The sequence below is a fragment of the Streptomyces griseochromogenes genome (genome assembly GCF_001542625.1).
Lineage (GTDB): Bacteria > Actinomycetota > Actinomycetes > Streptomycetales > Streptomycetaceae > Streptomyces > Streptomyces griseochromogenes.
The window spans coordinates 214004-229150 of the sequence record NZ_CP016279.1 but is presented as its reverse complement, the minus strand read 5'-3'; the positions used below and the strand labels follow the sequence as shown (position 1 = coordinate 229150).

The 15147-nt window shown below is 72.1% G+C and carries 14 protein-coding genes; 9 read left to right on the top strand and 5 right to left on the bottom strand.

From position 1 onward, the window contains the following. Positions 1-59 precede the first annotated feature (59 nt). Entirely contained in the window at positions 60-1118 is a 1059-nt protein-coding gene (locus AVL59_RS01105) for a PucR family transcriptional regulator (RefSeq protein WP_067299340.1), read from the bottom strand. Between the two features lie 248 nt (positions 1119-1366). On the opposite strand from AVL59_RS01105, the gene AVL59_RS01100 reads away from it, so the two are divergent. The 3 genes from AVL59_RS01100 to AVL59_RS55490 all read left to right on the top strand — a co-directional run bounded on the left by AVL59_RS01100 (position 1367) and on the right by AVL59_RS55490 (position 8701). Continuing rightward, on the top strand, positions 1367-3640 hold the full coding sequence (locus AVL59_RS01100) for a flotillin family protein (RefSeq protein ID WP_067299339.1): 2274 nt from the start codon (positions 1367-1369) through the stop codon (positions 3638-3640). A 94-nt stretch (positions 3641-3734) separates the two neighbouring features. Continuing rightward, positions 3735-8573 carry a DNA repair ATPase gene (locus AVL59_RS01095; RefSeq protein WP_067299338.1) on the top strand — a complete coding sequence of 1613 codons (4839 nt, stop codon included), beginning with the start codon at positions 3735-3737 and terminating at the stop codon, positions 8571-8573. Then, a complete protein-coding gene (locus AVL59_RS55490; RefSeq protein ID WP_257785074.1) occupies positions 8573-8701 on the top strand; it encodes a hypothetical protein in 129 nt (42 codons plus the stop codon). Before AVL59_RS01095 ends, AVL59_RS55490 begins: the two co-directional genes overlap by 1 nt. 228 nt (positions 8702-8929) lie before the next feature. On the opposite strand, the gene AVL59_RS01090 is transcribed toward AVL59_RS55490, so the two are convergent. Next, positions 8930-9826 (bottom strand): helix-turn-helix transcriptional regulator, encoded by an 897-nt coding sequence (locus AVL59_RS01090; RefSeq protein WP_067299337.1) that lies wholly within the window; start codon positions 9824-9826, stop codon positions 8930-8932. A gap of 103 nt (positions 9827-9929) precedes the next feature. Here AVL59_RS01090 and AVL59_RS01085 point away from each other — a divergent pair, with 103 nt between their 5' ends. From AVL59_RS01085 to AVL59_RS51955, 3 genes are all read left to right on the top strand, one after another. Further along, on the top strand, positions 9930-10637 hold the full coding sequence (locus tag AVL59_RS01085) for an SDR family oxidoreductase (RefSeq protein WP_067316747.1): 708 nt from the start codon (positions 9930-9932) through the stop codon (positions 10635-10637). Between the two features lie 99 nt (positions 10638-10736). Next, on the top strand, positions 10737-10889 hold the full coding sequence (locus AVL59_RS51960; protein WP_159399847.1) for a hypothetical protein: 153 nt from the start codon (positions 10737-10739) through the stop codon (positions 10887-10889). After that, entirely contained in the window at positions 10886-11047 is a 162-nt protein-coding gene (locus AVL59_RS51955; protein ID WP_159399846.1) for a hypothetical protein, read from the top strand. Before AVL59_RS51960 ends, AVL59_RS51955 begins: the two co-directional genes overlap by 4 nt. A 10-nt stretch (positions 11048-11057) precedes the next feature. Here the strand turns inward: AVL59_RS51955 and sigJ are convergent, their stop codons facing one another. Continuing rightward, a complete protein-coding gene (gene sigJ, locus AVL59_RS01080) occupies positions 11058-11975 on the bottom strand; it encodes an RNA polymerase sigma factor SigJ (protein ID WP_067299336.1) in 918 nt (305 codons plus the stop codon). A 100-nt stretch (positions 11976-12075) separates the two neighbouring features. On the opposite strand from sigJ, the gene AVL59_RS01075 reads away from it, so the two are divergent. After that, positions 12076-12450, top strand: coding sequence for a hypothetical protein (locus AVL59_RS01075; protein WP_067299335.1), 375 nt, complete (start codon positions 12076-12078; stop codon positions 12448-12450). An 83-nt stretch (positions 12451-12533) separates the two neighbouring features. Here AVL59_RS01075 and AVL59_RS01070 read toward each other — a convergent pair whose 3' ends face one another. Next, the gene (locus tag AVL59_RS01070) at positions 12534-12905 is read right to left on the bottom strand and encodes a DoxX family protein (RefSeq protein ID WP_067299334.1); all 372 of its coding nucleotides are present in this window, start codon (positions 12903-12905) and stop codon (positions 12534-12536) included. Between the two features lie 85 nt (positions 12906-12990). Between AVL59_RS01070 and AVL59_RS53835 the strand changes: the two genes are divergently transcribed. Further along, the gene (locus AVL59_RS53835; RefSeq protein WP_167549289.1) at positions 12991-13665 is read left to right on the top strand and encodes a helix-turn-helix domain-containing protein; all 675 of its coding nucleotides are present in this window, start codon (positions 12991-12993) and stop codon (positions 13663-13665) included. Between the two features lie 263 nt (positions 13666-13928). Continuing rightward, positions 13929-14405 (top strand): NUDIX hydrolase, encoded by a 477-nt coding sequence (locus AVL59_RS01060; protein ID WP_067299333.1) that lies wholly within the window; start codon positions 13929-13931, stop codon positions 14403-14405. Between the two features lie 287 nt (positions 14406-14692). Here AVL59_RS01060 and AVL59_RS01055 read toward each other — a convergent pair whose 3' ends face one another. Then, positions 14693-15130, bottom strand: a complete 438-nt coding sequence (locus AVL59_RS01055; RefSeq protein ID WP_067299332.1) for a hypothetical protein — start codon at positions 15128-15130, stop codon at positions 14693-14695. Positions 15131-15147: the final 17 nt, after the last annotated feature.

Genomic DNA, 15147 nt, shown 5'->3' with positions numbered 1-15147 from the left:
GCGCGACCGCCCCGGCACCGGTGGCCACGCCCCACCCGTCACCGGTCCGTAAGAACCCGTCACAGCGACTTGGCCGGCCAGTCCAGCAGGCGGGCTCCTATCACCGCCGTCTGCAGCATGTAGCGGTGCGCCGGGTCCGTCGGGTCGGCGCCGGTCAGTTTGTGGATGCGCTCCAGGCGGTAGGTCAGCGCGCGCACGCTGAGGGAGAGGCGGCGGGCGGCCTCGGTGGCCACGCAGCCGGAGTCGAAGTACGCGGTGAGGGTGTCCAGGAGGGGCTGGGGGCCGCCGCGGGCCGTGGTGAGCGGGCCGAGGGTGTGTGTGACCAGGTCGGCCATCGCCTGGCGGTCCCGGGCGAGGACCGGGTAGACGAGCAGGTCGGCGGCGCGCAGCAGCGGCTCGTCCAGATTGAGCCGGTCGGCCATCTCCAGGGCGGCGAGGGCCTCTTCGTAGGACTGCACGACGCCGCCGGGGCCGGGCTGCGGGCGGCCGACGGCGGTCCGGCCGCCCTCGGTGGCCGCGTGCGCCTGCTTGGCGAAGTACGTGAGGACGTCGTCCTCGTCGCCGGGCGCGACGCACAGCAGCCGGCCGTTCTTGGTGGTGAGCAGGATGCTGCGGGCGTCGAAGCGGCCGAGGACCGCCCGTTCCACCTGCCGGGTCACCGGGTCGCCCTCGGTGTAGGCGACGGGGCCCTCGGCGACGGCGACCGCGTGCGCCCGGGAGAGCCGGAGGCCGAAGCGTTCGGCGCGCTCGGCGAGGCGGCCCAGGTCGCTGCGGCCGTAGAGCAGGTCGTCGATGAACTCCCGGCGTGCGGCCTCCTCCCGGCGCACGGCGAGCCGCTGGGCACGTTCGTAGCCCTCGGCGAAGGCGTCGATCGCCTGCTGTACGGCGGCCAGGGTGCTGTCGGTCGAGCCCGGAACGCCGGGCCAGGCGGTGCGGGCGGCCGCCAGATGGGCGACCACCAGGGCACGCAGCCCGTGACCGGCGTCGGCCGCCTGCTCGCCGAGGGAGCGGCGCGCGGCCAGCTCCTCCCGGGTCAGCCGGCGGCCGGTGGCCGCGACCTCGGCCAGGGTGCCGGCATAGCCGGCCAGATAGTGCTCAGGTATCGCGTGTTCGCTCACGCCGTCCCCGTCCCCCCGCGTTCCCCCGTGATATTGACGCGCCGGTGACGCTTTCTTAGCGCTCCTCCGGCATCGAGAACATAGTGAACGCTGCCGTTGACCGGCAATGCGCGGGGGTGCGCGCCGGGTGCACCATCGCACAAGGGGAGCACTACGGATGGTTCCGGTGCCGGGCACCGGCAGGCGTCCCGCACCGGAACCGGGGGGAGCTCTTCCGTCTTCATCGTCTGACCACAAGGACGTAAGCCATGGAAGCGCTCGGCGTGCTCATCGCCGTCTGTCTCGTCGTCGTTCTGCTCGCCCTGCTCGGCTCGGCCCGGATGTACCGCAAGGTGGACCAGAGCCAGGCCCTGATCGTGTCGAAGACACGGCGGGTCGACGTGTCGTTCACCGGGCAGGTCGTGCTTCCGATCCTGCACAAGGCCGAGATCATGGACATCTCGGTGAAGACCATCGAGATCAGCCGGTCCGGCCGGGACGGGCTGATCTGCCGGGACAACATCCGCGCCGACATCCGGATCCTGTTCTTCGTGAAGGTCAACAAGACCGTCGAGGACGTCATCAAGGTCGCCCAGACCGTCGGCACCGAGCGCGCCAGCCACCAGGACACGCTCCAGGAGCTGTTCCACGCGAAGTTCTCCGAGGCGCTGAAGACCGTCGGCAAGCAGATGGACTTCACCGACCTCTACACCAAGCGCGAGGAACTCCGGTACCACATCATCGAGTTGATCGGCATCGACCTCAACGGTTACCACCTCGAGGACGCCGCGATCGACTACCTGGAGCAGACCCCGCTCACCCAGCTCGACCCGGCCAACGTCCTCGACGCCCAGGGCATCCGCAAGATCACCGAGCTGACGTCGATCGAGCACGTGCGCACCAACGAGGCGCAGCGCAACGAGCAGAAGGAGATCACCCGGCAGGACGTGGACGCCCGCGAGGCCATCCTGGAGCTGGAGCGCCGGCAGGCCGACGCCGAGATCAAGCAGAGGCGGGAGATCGAGACGTCCCGGGCCCGCGAGGAGGCCGAGACCGCGCGGGTCGTCGAGGAGGAGCGGCTGCGCGCGCAGAGCGCGTTCCTGCGTACCGAGGAGCAGCTCGGCGTCCAGCGCGAGAACCAGGCCCGCGAGATCGCCGTCGCCGCCAAGAACCGCGAGCGGGTCATCGCCGTGGAGAACGAGCGCGTCGAGAAGGACCGGCTGCTGGAGGTCATCTCCCGGGAGCGGGAGACCCAGCTGACGAAGATCGCCGCCGAGAAGGAGGTCGAGGCGGAGAAGCGGGAGATCGCCGAGGTCGTCCGGGAGCGGGTCGCGGTGGACCGTACGGTCGCCGAGCAGGAGGAGTCGATCAAGAAGTTGCGCGCGGTCGAGCAGGCCGAGCGCGACCGGCAGGCCATCGTCATCGCCGCCGAGGCGGAGGCGCAGGAGAAGCTGGTCAAGGACATCAAGGCCGCCGAGGCCGCCGAACAGGCCGCCACCCACCGCGCCGCCGAGGAACTCACCCTCGCCGAGGCCCGGTTGAAGACCGCCGACCTGGACGCGCGGGCCAAGCTGCGGCTCGCCGAGGGCGTCCAGGCCGAGGCCGCCGCCGAGGGGCTCGCCGCCGTGCAGGTGCGCGACAAGGAGGCCGAGGTCATCGAGAAGTCGGGCCGGGCCGAGGCGCAGGCCACCGAGGCACGGCTGCGGGCCGAGGCGGAGGGCGCGCAGGCCAAGGCGCTGGCGGAGGCCGAGGGCGCCAGGGCCAAGGGGCTCGCGGAGGCGGAATCCGTGAAGGCGAAGGGTCTCGCGGAGGCCGAGGGTGCGCGGGCTGCGGCGGAGGCCACCACGGCCCGGCTCAAGGCCGAGGCGGAGGGCGCACGGGCCAGGGGGCTCGCGGAGGCCCAGGGCGCGCAGGCGGCGGCGCAGGCCACCGAGACCCGGCTGAAGGCCGAGGCGGAGGGTGCCAAGGCGAAGGCGCTCGCGGAGGCCGTCGCCATCGGCGAGAAGCTGAAGGCCGAGGCCGCGGGCCTGACCGAGAAGGCCGCCGCGATGGCCGCCCTGGACGAGGCGTCCCGGGGGCACGAGGAGTACCGGCTGCGGCTGCAGGCGGAGAAGGAGATCCGCCTGGCCGGTCTGGAGACGCAGCGGCAGGTCGCCGAGGCGCAGGCCACGGTCCTCGCGACCGGTCTGGAGCACGCCGACATCGACATCGTCGGCGGGGAGTCCGTCTTCTTCGACCGGCTGGTCTCGGCGGTCTCGCTCGGCAAGGGCGTGGACGGCTTCGTCGACAACTCCCGTACGGCGCAGGCGCTGGCGAAGCCCTGGCTGGACGGCTCGGGCAGCTTCACCGACGACCTGAGCCGGATCCTCGGCTCGCTCGGCACGGCCGACGTGCAGAACCTGACGGTGTCGGCGCTGCTGATGAAGCTGATGAACTCCGGCGGCCCGCAGGCCTCCCAGTTCCGGCAGCTCCTGGACCGGGCGGGCGAACTGGGCCTCGCGGACACCCCGGTGGCCGCGCTGAACGGCACCGCCCGGGCCTGACATCTCCGTGGCCGGGCCGCTGTACGGGGGTCGGCGGCCCGGCCACCTCCCGTTTCCCCGCAGTACCGGACGCCCTTGAAGGGATGCACGCTCGATGGCCACCGCGCCTCAGACGGGCTCGTACGACACCGTCGACGCCGGCACCTACGAGGTGTTGCGCGACCGGCTGGCCGCCCAGGCCGCCGACCTGGCCCGGCGGGCCGAGGCGCTCAACACGCGCCGCGCCGAGGAGTTCGGCTCCGCCGGGCTCGCCCTCGCCGCCACCGCGCGACTACGCACCGGACACGCGTGCGTGCCCTGCGACGTCGTCGCCGTCGGGGACGTGCTGCTGTTCGGCGGCAGCGGCCGGACGGCCGACGGGAGCGGGGCGGCGGTGGCCGACGTCCTCGCGCTGTACGACCGGGACCTGAACCGGCTGCCCGAGGACGCCGTGCCCGGGCTGCTCGACGACCCGGCGTTCGTCCGGGAGTTCACGGCCCTGCACCGCTACTACCGGCAGGCCCGGCTGCTGCGGCTCCGGCGCCTGGACGACCGGTTGCTGGCGGTGTTCCGCACCGGCGAGAAGGCCGAGGACGTCCGCGCCCTGCGCTGGCTGCCGGCCGCCGGCGGTGCCCGGTTCCAGGACGCGCGCGGCGACCGCGACGACGTCTTCCCGCCCGCGTACGACTTCGCCTGGACCGACACCGCACGCGAGGACCACGTCCTCGGCCGGGATCCGTATGTGGCGGTGCCGGGCGGTGCGGGCGTGGCGACGGTCGGCGGGCGGCTCACCGTGCGCGGCCCGGAGGGCGAGGAGCTCTACGCCGAGCCGGTCGAGGAGCCGCTGCAGGCACTGGCCGACGCCGCCGTCGCGCACGCGCGCGTGGGGGCGCTGGTCCTGCTGCGGGTACGGCCCTACAAGGAGGACACCGACCGGTACCTGGTGTTCAACACGCTGACCCGGTCGGTGGTCCGGCTCGACGGCATCGGGCAGGCGTGCCGCCGGCTGCCCGAGGACCAGGGCATCGTGTTCCCGGGCGGGTACTGCCTGGCCTCGGGTGCCCACAAGACGTACGACACCGACGCGGACGGCCTCGAGTTCGAGCGGGAGGTGCGCTCGCCCAACGGGGAGGACGTGCTCTACGCGTTCCGTTCCCGGGCGCGGGGCCGCACGCTCCTGCTGTCGTACAACACGTTGCGCAAGGAGGTCGCCAACCCGCTGTCCTGCCGGGGCTGGGCCCTGTTCGAGGACGGCGCGCTCGCGGTGCTGCGCGCCGAGGGCGACGAGCCCGCGCATGCGCATGCCCTGCAGTGGTGGACCTCCCCGTACGTCTCCGACACGCACGCGGCCGCCCTGCGCACCGGCACCGGCGCGCTGGCCCGGGCCGGCAACGCGGACCTGGTGCGCGGGCTCGCCGACTGCCTGTCCGTCGCCCGGCTCGTCTCCGAGGGCATCGAGACGAGTGAGGGCTACCGGGCGCTGGCCGCCGCCTGTGTACGCGCCGCCGACACGCACCACTGGCTGCGCGATCCCGAACTCGGCGGCCTCGGCGGCCCGTTGGACGCGGTGCGGGAGACCGCCGAGCAGGTGCTGGCCGAGTTCGAGACCGTGCGCGCCCTGTCCCGGCAGGCCGCCGAGGCGCTGGACGAGGCCGCGGAGCGCATCGCCGCCGTCGTCCGCCGGCTGCGCGGCGAGGCCCCGCGGGACGCCGCCGCCTGGGTCCGGGGCCTGACCGAACTCCGGCACGCCCACGGCCATCTGCTGACGCTGAAGGAGCTGCGGTACGCGGACCTCGCCCGGGTGGACGAGCTGGCCGCACAGGCCGAGGACGATCTCGCGGCCTTCGGGCGGCGCGCGGTGTCCTTCCTGGCCCGCGAGGACGCCTTCGCCGCCCATCACGCGGACGTCGAAGAGCTCGTGGCGCAGGCGGGTTCGGCCGGGACCGTCGCCGCGACCGCGCCCGTCGCCGCCCGTCTCGACGACCTCGCCGACGGGCTGCGCACGGTCGCCGAGGTGGTCACCGGCCTCGACATCGCCGACGCGACCGTGCGTACGGCCATCCTGGAGCGGATCGCGGAGGTGCTCGGGGGCGTCAACCGGGCCCGAGCCACCCTTCAGGCCCGCCGCCGCGGCCTCCTGGACCGCGAGGGCCGGGCCGAGTTCGCCGCCGAGACGGCCCTGCTGGCCCAGGCGGTCACCGCCGCGCTCGCCCAGTCCGGCACGCCCGAGGCCTGCGACGACCAGCTGGCCGCCGTACTCGCCCGGGTGGAGGACCTGGACGCCCGATTCGCCGAGTTCGACGACTTCCTCGCCGAACTCGACGGCCGGCGCACCGAGATCTACGAGGCCTTCGCCGCCCGCAAGCAGTCCCTCGCCGACGCCCGCGCCCGCCGCGCCGAGCAGCTCGCCGGCTCCGCCGCCCGGGTGCTTCAGACGGTCGCCCGCCGCGCGGCCACGCTGGCCGACACCGACGCGATCACCACGTACTTCGCCTCGGACCCGATGGTCGCCAAGGTCCGCCGCACCGCCGACGAGCTGCGCTCCCTCGGCGACAGCGTGCGCGCCGAGGAACTCGACGGCCGGCTGGCCGCCGCCCGCCAGGAGGCCGCCCGCGCCCTGCGCGACCGCGGCGACCTGTACGCCGACGAGGGCCGCACCCTGCTGCTCGGCGGCCACCGCTTCGCCGTCAACGCCCAGCCGCTCGACCTCACCCTGGTCCCGCACGGCGAGGGCCTCGCATTCGCGGTCACCGGCACCGACTACCGCCGCCCGGTGACGGACCCCGCCTTCGCCGAGACCCGCCCCTACTGGGACCGCCATCTCCCTTCCGAGTCCCCCTCGGTCTGCCGCGCCGAACACCTCGCCGCCCGCCTGCTGACCGAGCACGGCCCCGCCGCCCTCGCCGCGGCCGACCTGCCCGCGCTGGTCCGGGAGGCGGCGCAGGCGTCGTACGACGAGGGCTATGAGCGCGGGGTCCACGACCACGACGCCACCGCGATCCTCACCGCCCTGCTCCCCCTGTACGACGGCGCAGGCACCCTGCGCCACGAGCCCGCCGTGCGCGCCGTCGCCCAGCTCTTCTGGGCCCACGCCACCACCGGGGAGGCACGGGAGTCCTGGACGCGGCGTGCGGTGTCGCTGGTCCGCGCGCGGGATACCTACGGTCCGGTCGCGGGGATCGCCGAACTGGTGGCGGAGCTGGCCCGGGCGATCGCGGAGTGGGAGCCGGAGGCCGGGGCCGCGGCGGCCGCCGCGTACCTCTTCGACGAGCTGACGACCGGAGGAGCCTTCGTCCTGGGCGCGACCGCGCGCACGCTGCTGGAGAAGTTCCGGCACACGGTGGGTGCGGAGTACGCCGGGGACCTGGAGGCGCTGACCGGCCTCGCCGCCCGCCGGCAGGTCGCCGAGGCCTGGCTGTCGTCGTACGCCACCGCCTCCGGCGCCGAGGCCGGGCCCGGCGAGCTGGCCGAGGCGGTCGCCGCCGAACTCTGCCCCGGCCTGCCCCGCTACGACGGCGACGCCCCGCTGACCGCGACCGCCGAGGGACTCCTCGGCGCCCATCCGCGCGTGACGGGCGGCCGGCTGTCGCTGCGCCTGGACGAGTTCCTGGCCAGGACGGCGCGCTTCGCCGAACGGGAGGTCCCCGCCTTCCGCGCCTACCAGCGCCGCCGTACGGCCCTGGTGGCGGCCGAACGCGAGCGCCTGCGCCTGGACGACCACCGGCCCCGGGTGATGTCCGCTTTCGTCCGCAACCGCCTCGTCGACGAGGTCTATCTCCCCCTGATCGGCGACAGCCTGGCCCGCCAGCTCGGCACCACCGGCGCGTCCAAGCGCACCGACACCGGCGGGCTGCTCCTGCTCATCTCCCCGCCGGGCTACGGCAAGACGACGCTCATGGAGTACGTCGCCGACCGGCTCGGCCTGATGCTGGTCAAGGTCAGCGGCCCGGCGCTCGGCCACACCGTCACCTCGCTCGACCCGGCCGACGCCCCGAACGCCACCGCCCGCCGGGAGATCGAGAAGATCAACTTCGCGCTGGCGGCCGGCAACAACACGCTGCTCCACCTGGACGACATCCAGCACACCTCACCGGAACTGCTGCAGAAGTTCATCCCGCTGTGCGACGCCACCCGTCGCGTCGACGGCGTGTGGGACGGCGAGCCGCGCACCTTCGACCTGCGCGGCAAGCGGTTCGCGGTCTGTATGACCGGCAACCCCTACACCGAGTCCGGCGACCGCTTCCGGGTGCCCGACATGCTCGCCAACCGGGCGGACGTGTGGAACCTCGGCGACGTCCTCACCGGCAAGGACGACGTCTTCGCGCTCAGCTTCGTCGAGAACGCGCTCACCGCCAACCCGGTCCTCGCCCCGATCGCCGCCCGCGACCGCGCGGACCTGGACCTGCTGGTCCGGCTGGCCGCCGCCGACCCCACGGCCCGCGTCGACCGCCTCACCCACCCCGTCCCGCCCGCCGAACTGGACCGCGTCCTCGCGGTCCTTGGCCACCTGCTCGCCGTGCGCGGGACGATCCTCGAGGTCAACGCGGCCTACATCGCCTCCGCCGCCCAGTCGGAGGCGACCCGCACCGAGCCGCCGTTCCGCCTCCAGGGTTCCTACCGGGACATGAACCGCATGGCCCAGCGCCTGCACCCGGTCATGAACTCCGCCGAGCGAGAGGCCGTCGTCACCGACCACTACACGGCCGAGGCCCAGACCCTCACCACCGGCGCCGAGGCCAACCTGCTGAAACTGGCCGAACTGCGCGGCACCCTCACCCCCGAACAGACGGCCCGCTGGACCGAGCTGAAAACGGCCCAGTCCCGCGCCCGCACCCTCGGCGGCCCCGAGGACGACCCCCTGACCCGCGCGGTGGCCGCCCTCACCCTGCTCGCCGAGCGGGTGGCGGCGGTGGAGACGGCGATCGACCGGGCGGCCGGGCGGGGAGAGCGCTGATGGTGTACTTCCTGGCACCTCTGTCGGCCGCGCTCGCACTGGTGGCCGTGACCACGTACGCCCTGATCCGCCGGGACCGACGCGTCGCGCACACCTACCGGGACCGGGGGCGGCACCAAGGCGACTGAAAACGGCTCATGTCCATCACGGAGCAGAAGACTGCTGCGGCTCACGCGCCGAGTGATCAGGCGCCGGTGATCTGCTCGGCAGTGAGCGGCCGCCCGTCCGTTCCGACAGGATCGTGCGCCACGTAGGAAATGGGTCTACTCGACATCCACGAAGCATTCCTCACCCTCGGATGCGCGCTCATCCGTCGGAGGCGCCTGCACGCTCTGCCGAGCGAGGGCCGGCTAGCACTACAGGGATAGATCTTGATTTGGTTGCGTGTGATCGCACTGAGCGTTTGAGCTGGCGGGATCGGCGAGCGTCTGGGTGCCGAGCACGGTCAGCAGGGCGAGGCGTTCGGCGTCCGCGGTGCCGGGTTCGGCCGTGTAGATCATGATCCGAAGATCGCTGCCCGCCACGGTGAGCACGTCGCAGTCCAGTGTCAACGGTCCTGCGTGTGGGTGGTCGATGGTCTTGCGTGCCGCCTCGTGGCGGCCGACGGTGCCGGCATCCCACAGCGCGGTGAACCGGTCGCTGTTCGTACGCAGTTCCGCAATCAGCCGCTGCAGCCGCCGGTCGGCCGGGTAACGGCCGGCCGCCGCGCGCAGGTCGGCGACCAGCGCGGCCTCGAAGTCGCGCAGGGACTGAGGCGTGTGCCGGGCCCGGGTGCCCGGGCCGAGGAAGTGGCGCCACACGCCGTTGCGCTCGTTGCCACGCCAGCCGGACGGATCCCCCATCAGGGTCGCGTACGGCGCGTTGGCCATGAGGAGGGTCCAGGACGCGTCATAGACCGCCGTGGGTGTCCCCGTCAGTCTGTCGAGCAGCCGCTGAACACCCGGGGTGATGAACGCCGGCACCGTCTGCGGGCCCGGCGGCGCGAGCCCGGCCAGCCGGAACAGGTGGGCACGCTCGTCCCGCGACAGCCGCAGTGCCCTGGCCAGTGCCTCGACGATCTGGGGCGAGGGATGGGTGGCGCGGCCCTGTTCGAGCCGGGTGACGTAGTCGACGGAAACCCCGGCGAGCATGGCCAACTCCTCGCGGCGCAGCCCGGCCGTGCGCCGAGGCGCGCCGACGGACAGCCCGGCCGCCTCGGGTGGGATCCGGTCGCGCCAGCGACGCACCGCCTGCCCGAATTCCGTCGTCGCCATGTCTGCCAGTGTGCACCGCCCACCGTCTGGCCCGCCTGGTACTGCCAGTCCCAGGAAGCGCGGACGCCTGGCTGACCGAATGGTCCCGACGCACCGTGGAGGCATGACGACAACACTGATCACCGGAGCGAACAAGGGGCTCGGCTTCGAGACCGCACGCCGCCTCATCGCCGCAGGCCACACCGTCTACATGGGCAGCCGGGACCCCGAGCGCGGCCGCCGGGCCGCCGAGCAGCTGGGCGCGCGGACCGTACAGCTCGATGTCACCGACGACGCCTCCGTCGCGGCCGCGGCCAAGACCATCGAGGCCGACGGCGGACTGGACGTGCTGGTCAACAACGCCGGCATCGAAGGAAGAAACGAGGACAACGACGCGATCGGCGCCGCGGACGTGACCGCCGACATGATGCGGCAGGTGTTCGAGACCAACGTCTTCGGCACGGTGCGGGTCACCCACGCGTTCCTGCCGCTGCTGCAGCGGTCCGCTTCCCCGGTCGTGGTCAACCTCAGCAGCGGCCTGGCCTCCCTCACCCGGGTCACCACCGCCGGCACCCCGACCCACGCCTACCCTGGCGTCGCGTACCCGGCGTCGAAGACCGCAGTCAACATGATCACCGTGCAGTACGCGAAGGCGTTCCCGAACATGCGGATCAACGCGGTGGAGCCCGGCTACACCAAGACGGACCTCAACGGGAATACCGGCATCCAGACCGTCGAACAGGGCGCCGAGATCATCGTCCGCATGGCGCAGGCGGGCCCCGACGGCCCCACCGGAGGCTACTTCGACGCGGAGGGACCCCTGCCCTGGTAAGCCCCTGAGCCCTGGCCATTACGGGAGGGTGACTGAGCTCTTCACGTCGCGCATCCTGCCAACAGGGCGCTCAGTCACCTTGCGGCAGGATGGTCTGCCGTGAGCGTGCGAGGTCAGGTCGACGATGAGGTGACGGCGGAGGATCTTGGCGTTCTGGACGCCGAGTTCGAGGCGGTGTGCGCCCGGATCGAGCCGTTGTTTTACCGGCCGGAGTCGCGGGCGCACGGCCCCGCCACTGGCCGCGGCCGGTGAGCCTGGCGGAGACCCGCCGCCTGTTCAACCTCGTCGGCCGCGCCCTCCACGAGATCCGCAACGCCTTGCGCTGGTCAACCTTCCGCCGCCGGCACCAAGCTGACGCCCGGCGCCACCACTTCCGCCGACGCATGCGACTCCAGATGATGCAGATCTAGCCCTGTAGTACTAGCCCTCCTGGGCCCACGGCCGCAGCTTCTCCGGGTTGCGGACCACCCAGATCCGGGTGACGCGCCCGTCGGAGATGTCGAACGAGGCTACGGTCACGACGACGCCGGCACGCTGGGCCACCAGGCCCGGCACACCGTTGACCGACCGCTCCAGGAGTTCGAGCCCCGGAGCCTTATCGGCAATGGCGACCATGTACTGGGCGATACGCGCACCACCCTCGACCGGGCGCAGGACGGTGCCGACCATGCCGCCGCCGTCGGCGGTCATCACGGCGGCCGGGTTGAGGAGCGCGACGAGGGCTGCGATGTCCTTGGTCTCCCATGCCTCTTTGACGTGCCTCACCACGTCGGCCCGGCCGGTCGCCGTCACCGGAGCGCGCGCCACGCTCACCCGCTGCCGGGCGGAGGCCGCCAGCTGTTTGCAGGCCGCAGGGGTCCGGCCGAGAACGTCGGCGATCTCGGCGAACGGGTACCGGAAGACGTCGTGCAGGACGAACGCCACCCGCTCGGCGGGCGTCATCGACTCCAGGACGACGAGGAAGGCCATGGCCACCGACTCGTCCAGGACGATCTGGTCGGCGGGGTCTGCAGGGCCGGTGGGGTCGGCGCCGCCCGCGTGGTCCCACTCGGTTCGGTCGGGCAGCGGCTCGGGCAGCCACGCGCCGACATAGCGTTCACGGCGAGCGCGCGCCGAGCCGAGCAGGTCCAGGCAGATGCGGCTGGTCACCGTCGTCAGCCAGGCGCCGGGGGACAGGATCTCCTCCTGTCGGCTCCGTGACAGCCCGTACCAGCGTGTGTAGGCATCCTGTACGGCGTCCTCGGCCTCGGTCACCGAACCGAGCAACCGGTAAGCGATATTGATCAGTTGGCGTCGCTCGCCGGCTATCCCGTCTGGGCTGGTCCCGACAGTCCCCATGCTTTTGGCCGCCCCCCGCCTTACCTTTCGCAGGCCCGCGTCGTCGGGCTGGTGAGACCTTATCGATCCACTGCCCGAGGGCGGAAAAGGGGACTGTGACATGGCCACTCAGGTGACGGCGAGGGCGAACGCACAGCGCAGCTCTTCGTTCCTGCGGATCGCGATCGCCCTGCAGACCCTGACCATCTTCCTTCAGGCGGTCTCCGCCGGATTGCTGCTGACCTCGTCCTACGGAGAGACGCTGCACGGTGTCGGAGCCCGTGTGATGTACGGGGCGTCGATGCTGTATGTGCTCGCGGCTGTGCTGGCGTGGAAGCCGGGCGGCGGCTCGCCCCGGCCCGTCTGGCACGCGTCAGGATTCCTCGTACTCGCCTCGGTCCAGGTCGTGCTCGGCATCGCGCACGTCCCGTCGGTCCATCTCCCCCTGGGTGTCTTGATGTTCGGTCTGAGTGTGCTGGCGCTGGCACGGCGCTGAGGTCCGATACGGGGCCCTGTGCCGGGCGCCGGCGGGCCGAGCGGCGCGACATGCGTGAACATCGCAACGCCCGCCCGAGCCTCTCAGGCGGCCGCCCGTGCGACCGCGACCGCCCAGCCGATGTAGACGAGGTTGACCGCCAGCCGGACCGCCGCGCCGACGGGACGTTCCAGCAGGCGCGGCCGATCACCGGATGCCCGCCACAGGGCGTCCAGATGGCAGACCAGATAGCCCGTGATCAGTGCGGCCGCGGCCCAGCCGCCGACCGCCCGGCCTGCCGGTGTCAGGATCCCGGCTCCGACGACGGCCTCCGCCGCCCCGCTGGCGGCGACGAGGAGTGGGGCCCGGCCCAGCCAGGACGGCACCAGAGTGCGGAAGTATCCGGGAAACAGGAAGTGCCCGATCCCCACGGCGATCAGGAAGACGCCCAGTGCGATGGCTGCGGTAGCGTTCATGAACGTGATCGTGGTCCCAACCCGCGCGTGGGCGCTTGAACGAAACGATCGCCGACTCCACTTCGCATCCGGTCCCGACGCGACGATGTTCGCCGAGTCCGGCCCGTTCTACGTCACTCTCCACCGCCACCCGGCATGGAAGGTCGTGCTGCCCCTCGGCGGCCATGTCGAGGTCGGATACGGCGCAGGCCGCACCGTCGCGGCGAGCGGAGTGATCGTGCCCCCGCAGCTGGCCCACACCTGCGCCGCGTCCTTCGGCTACGTGGCCCTCTTCTTCGACCCCTGGGTGCTGTGCCCCGGCCTGGGCCTGGCACGGCTCGGGGACGGTGCCGCCCGGCGCGTTCTCGCCGCTACGGGGTACACCGGTACCAGCCTCGGCCCCGGGCCGGACAGCGATCTGGCCGCAGCGCGCACCGAACTCCTCACCCTCACCGGAGCGGGCCGCCCTTTGGATCCCCGGGTGGCTCACGCCGTGTGGGAAAGCACACGGGCCGGCTCCGACGTTCCCATCAGCTCCATCGCCGTCGACGTCGGGCTCTCACCGCCGCGGTTGCGCGCGCTCGTCCACGCCTCGGTCGGCGTCCCGCTCACACGGCTGCGGCAATGGGCCCGGCTGCGGGTGGCCGTCGCCGACCTGCCGCGCGAGTCCGCGGCCTCGGCCGCAGCCGTCGCGGGCTTCGCCGACCAAGCCCACTTCACCCGCACCGCTCGGAGCCTGCTCGGGCGCACGCCTGCGTCGATCGGACGTTCCCCCGCCTGATCGACCCTCCTGATCGCCGACGGCCGAACCCGATTCCGGCGCCACGGCGAGCGGCCCTGCTCCGGCACGGCGACCAGGTGTTCTCGGAACTCTGCAGCTTTCTCGCCCTGCTTGGTCAACATCTGTTGCCCGCAGTCGGCGGCAACCGTTCTGGTCTCACACCTACGAAGCCGCCAGGCCCCCACGTCATCTCGCAGCCGGACGACTCCGCTCTGGCGGACCTCTCGGCAGAATGCTCCGCACATCGCAGGACGAGGATCGTCATGACGTACACGCCGCCGCTCTGGCCCGTCTCCGTGAAGGGCGTTGCGCTCGACGCGCATGCTCGCGTCCTACTGCTGCGAAACGAGCGTGACGAGTGGGAACTACCCGGAGGCCGCCTGGAGATCGGCTCGGGAGATGGCGTGCAGCCACCGGACACGAGTCCGGAGCGGGCGCTGGAGCGTGAGATCCAGGAGGAGACCGGTTGGGACGTCGAGGCCGGCCCGCTCATCGACAGTGGTGTGTGGATCTATCAGCCCATCCCCGGGCGACGCGTACTGATCGTGACCTACGGCTGCACCGTGCTGACTCCCGACCGGTCCCCGGTCGTCAGTCATGAACACAAGCAGCTGGGTATGTTCAGCGCGGACGAGGTGCTTGGCCTGAACATGCCGGACGGCTACAAGCAGGCCATCGCCGCCTGGTACGGCCGGGTAAACACCGGGTCGGCGGCCGTGGACGAGTACGAGCGGATGTAGCCGACCGTGGCCGGGGGTGAGGTGGCGACACGAGTGGGTCAGGACCGGCCGCCGCTTGCTCGGCCTTCGACCCGGCACGCCCAGTGGCACTGGGCAACGCCACAGGCCCAGTTGGTCCTGGCTACCAGGGACTTGGCCGACATCATGCGCTTCTACCGCCGCGTGCATGGACTGAACCAGACAGCGCTCGGTGAACTCCTCGGCTACGACAAGACGTACATCTCGGCCCTGGAGCTGGAACGAGCTGGCGCGGTCGCGCCCAGGCGTCCCTCAAGTGCGAGCGTCCTCTATCCGCCGACCACAACCAGCAGATGCTGCCGCAGCTCCTCCTCGATCCGGTCGACCCCGCCGACGGCCGGGATACGCCAATCGGTCTCGATGCCGCGTGCGAAGGCCACTTCGGTGGTGAAGCGGATCAGGTCGGGCGAAGGAACGTAGGAGTCACGCAGCCAGGCGATGAAGGACGCCACCTCGGTGATCGTGTTGCCACGCAGAGCGATGGTGTCCCGGGTCTCATTGTCGGCGAAGCCGTCGAACTCGGTCCCGTCGGCGGTCAGTACCCAGATGCCCAGACGAGCCGGGTGGCCCTCCTCCGGCTGATAGCCGACCTCGGGGAAGGATTCACGGAGAGCCTCGCCGAACGCGTTCAGGTCGAGCTGCCAGCCATGAGGGTTCTTTGCCGGCGCGTACAGCAGGAAGGAGGTGGTGTATTCCTCAATGTTCATCAGTCGTCCTTCGTGGA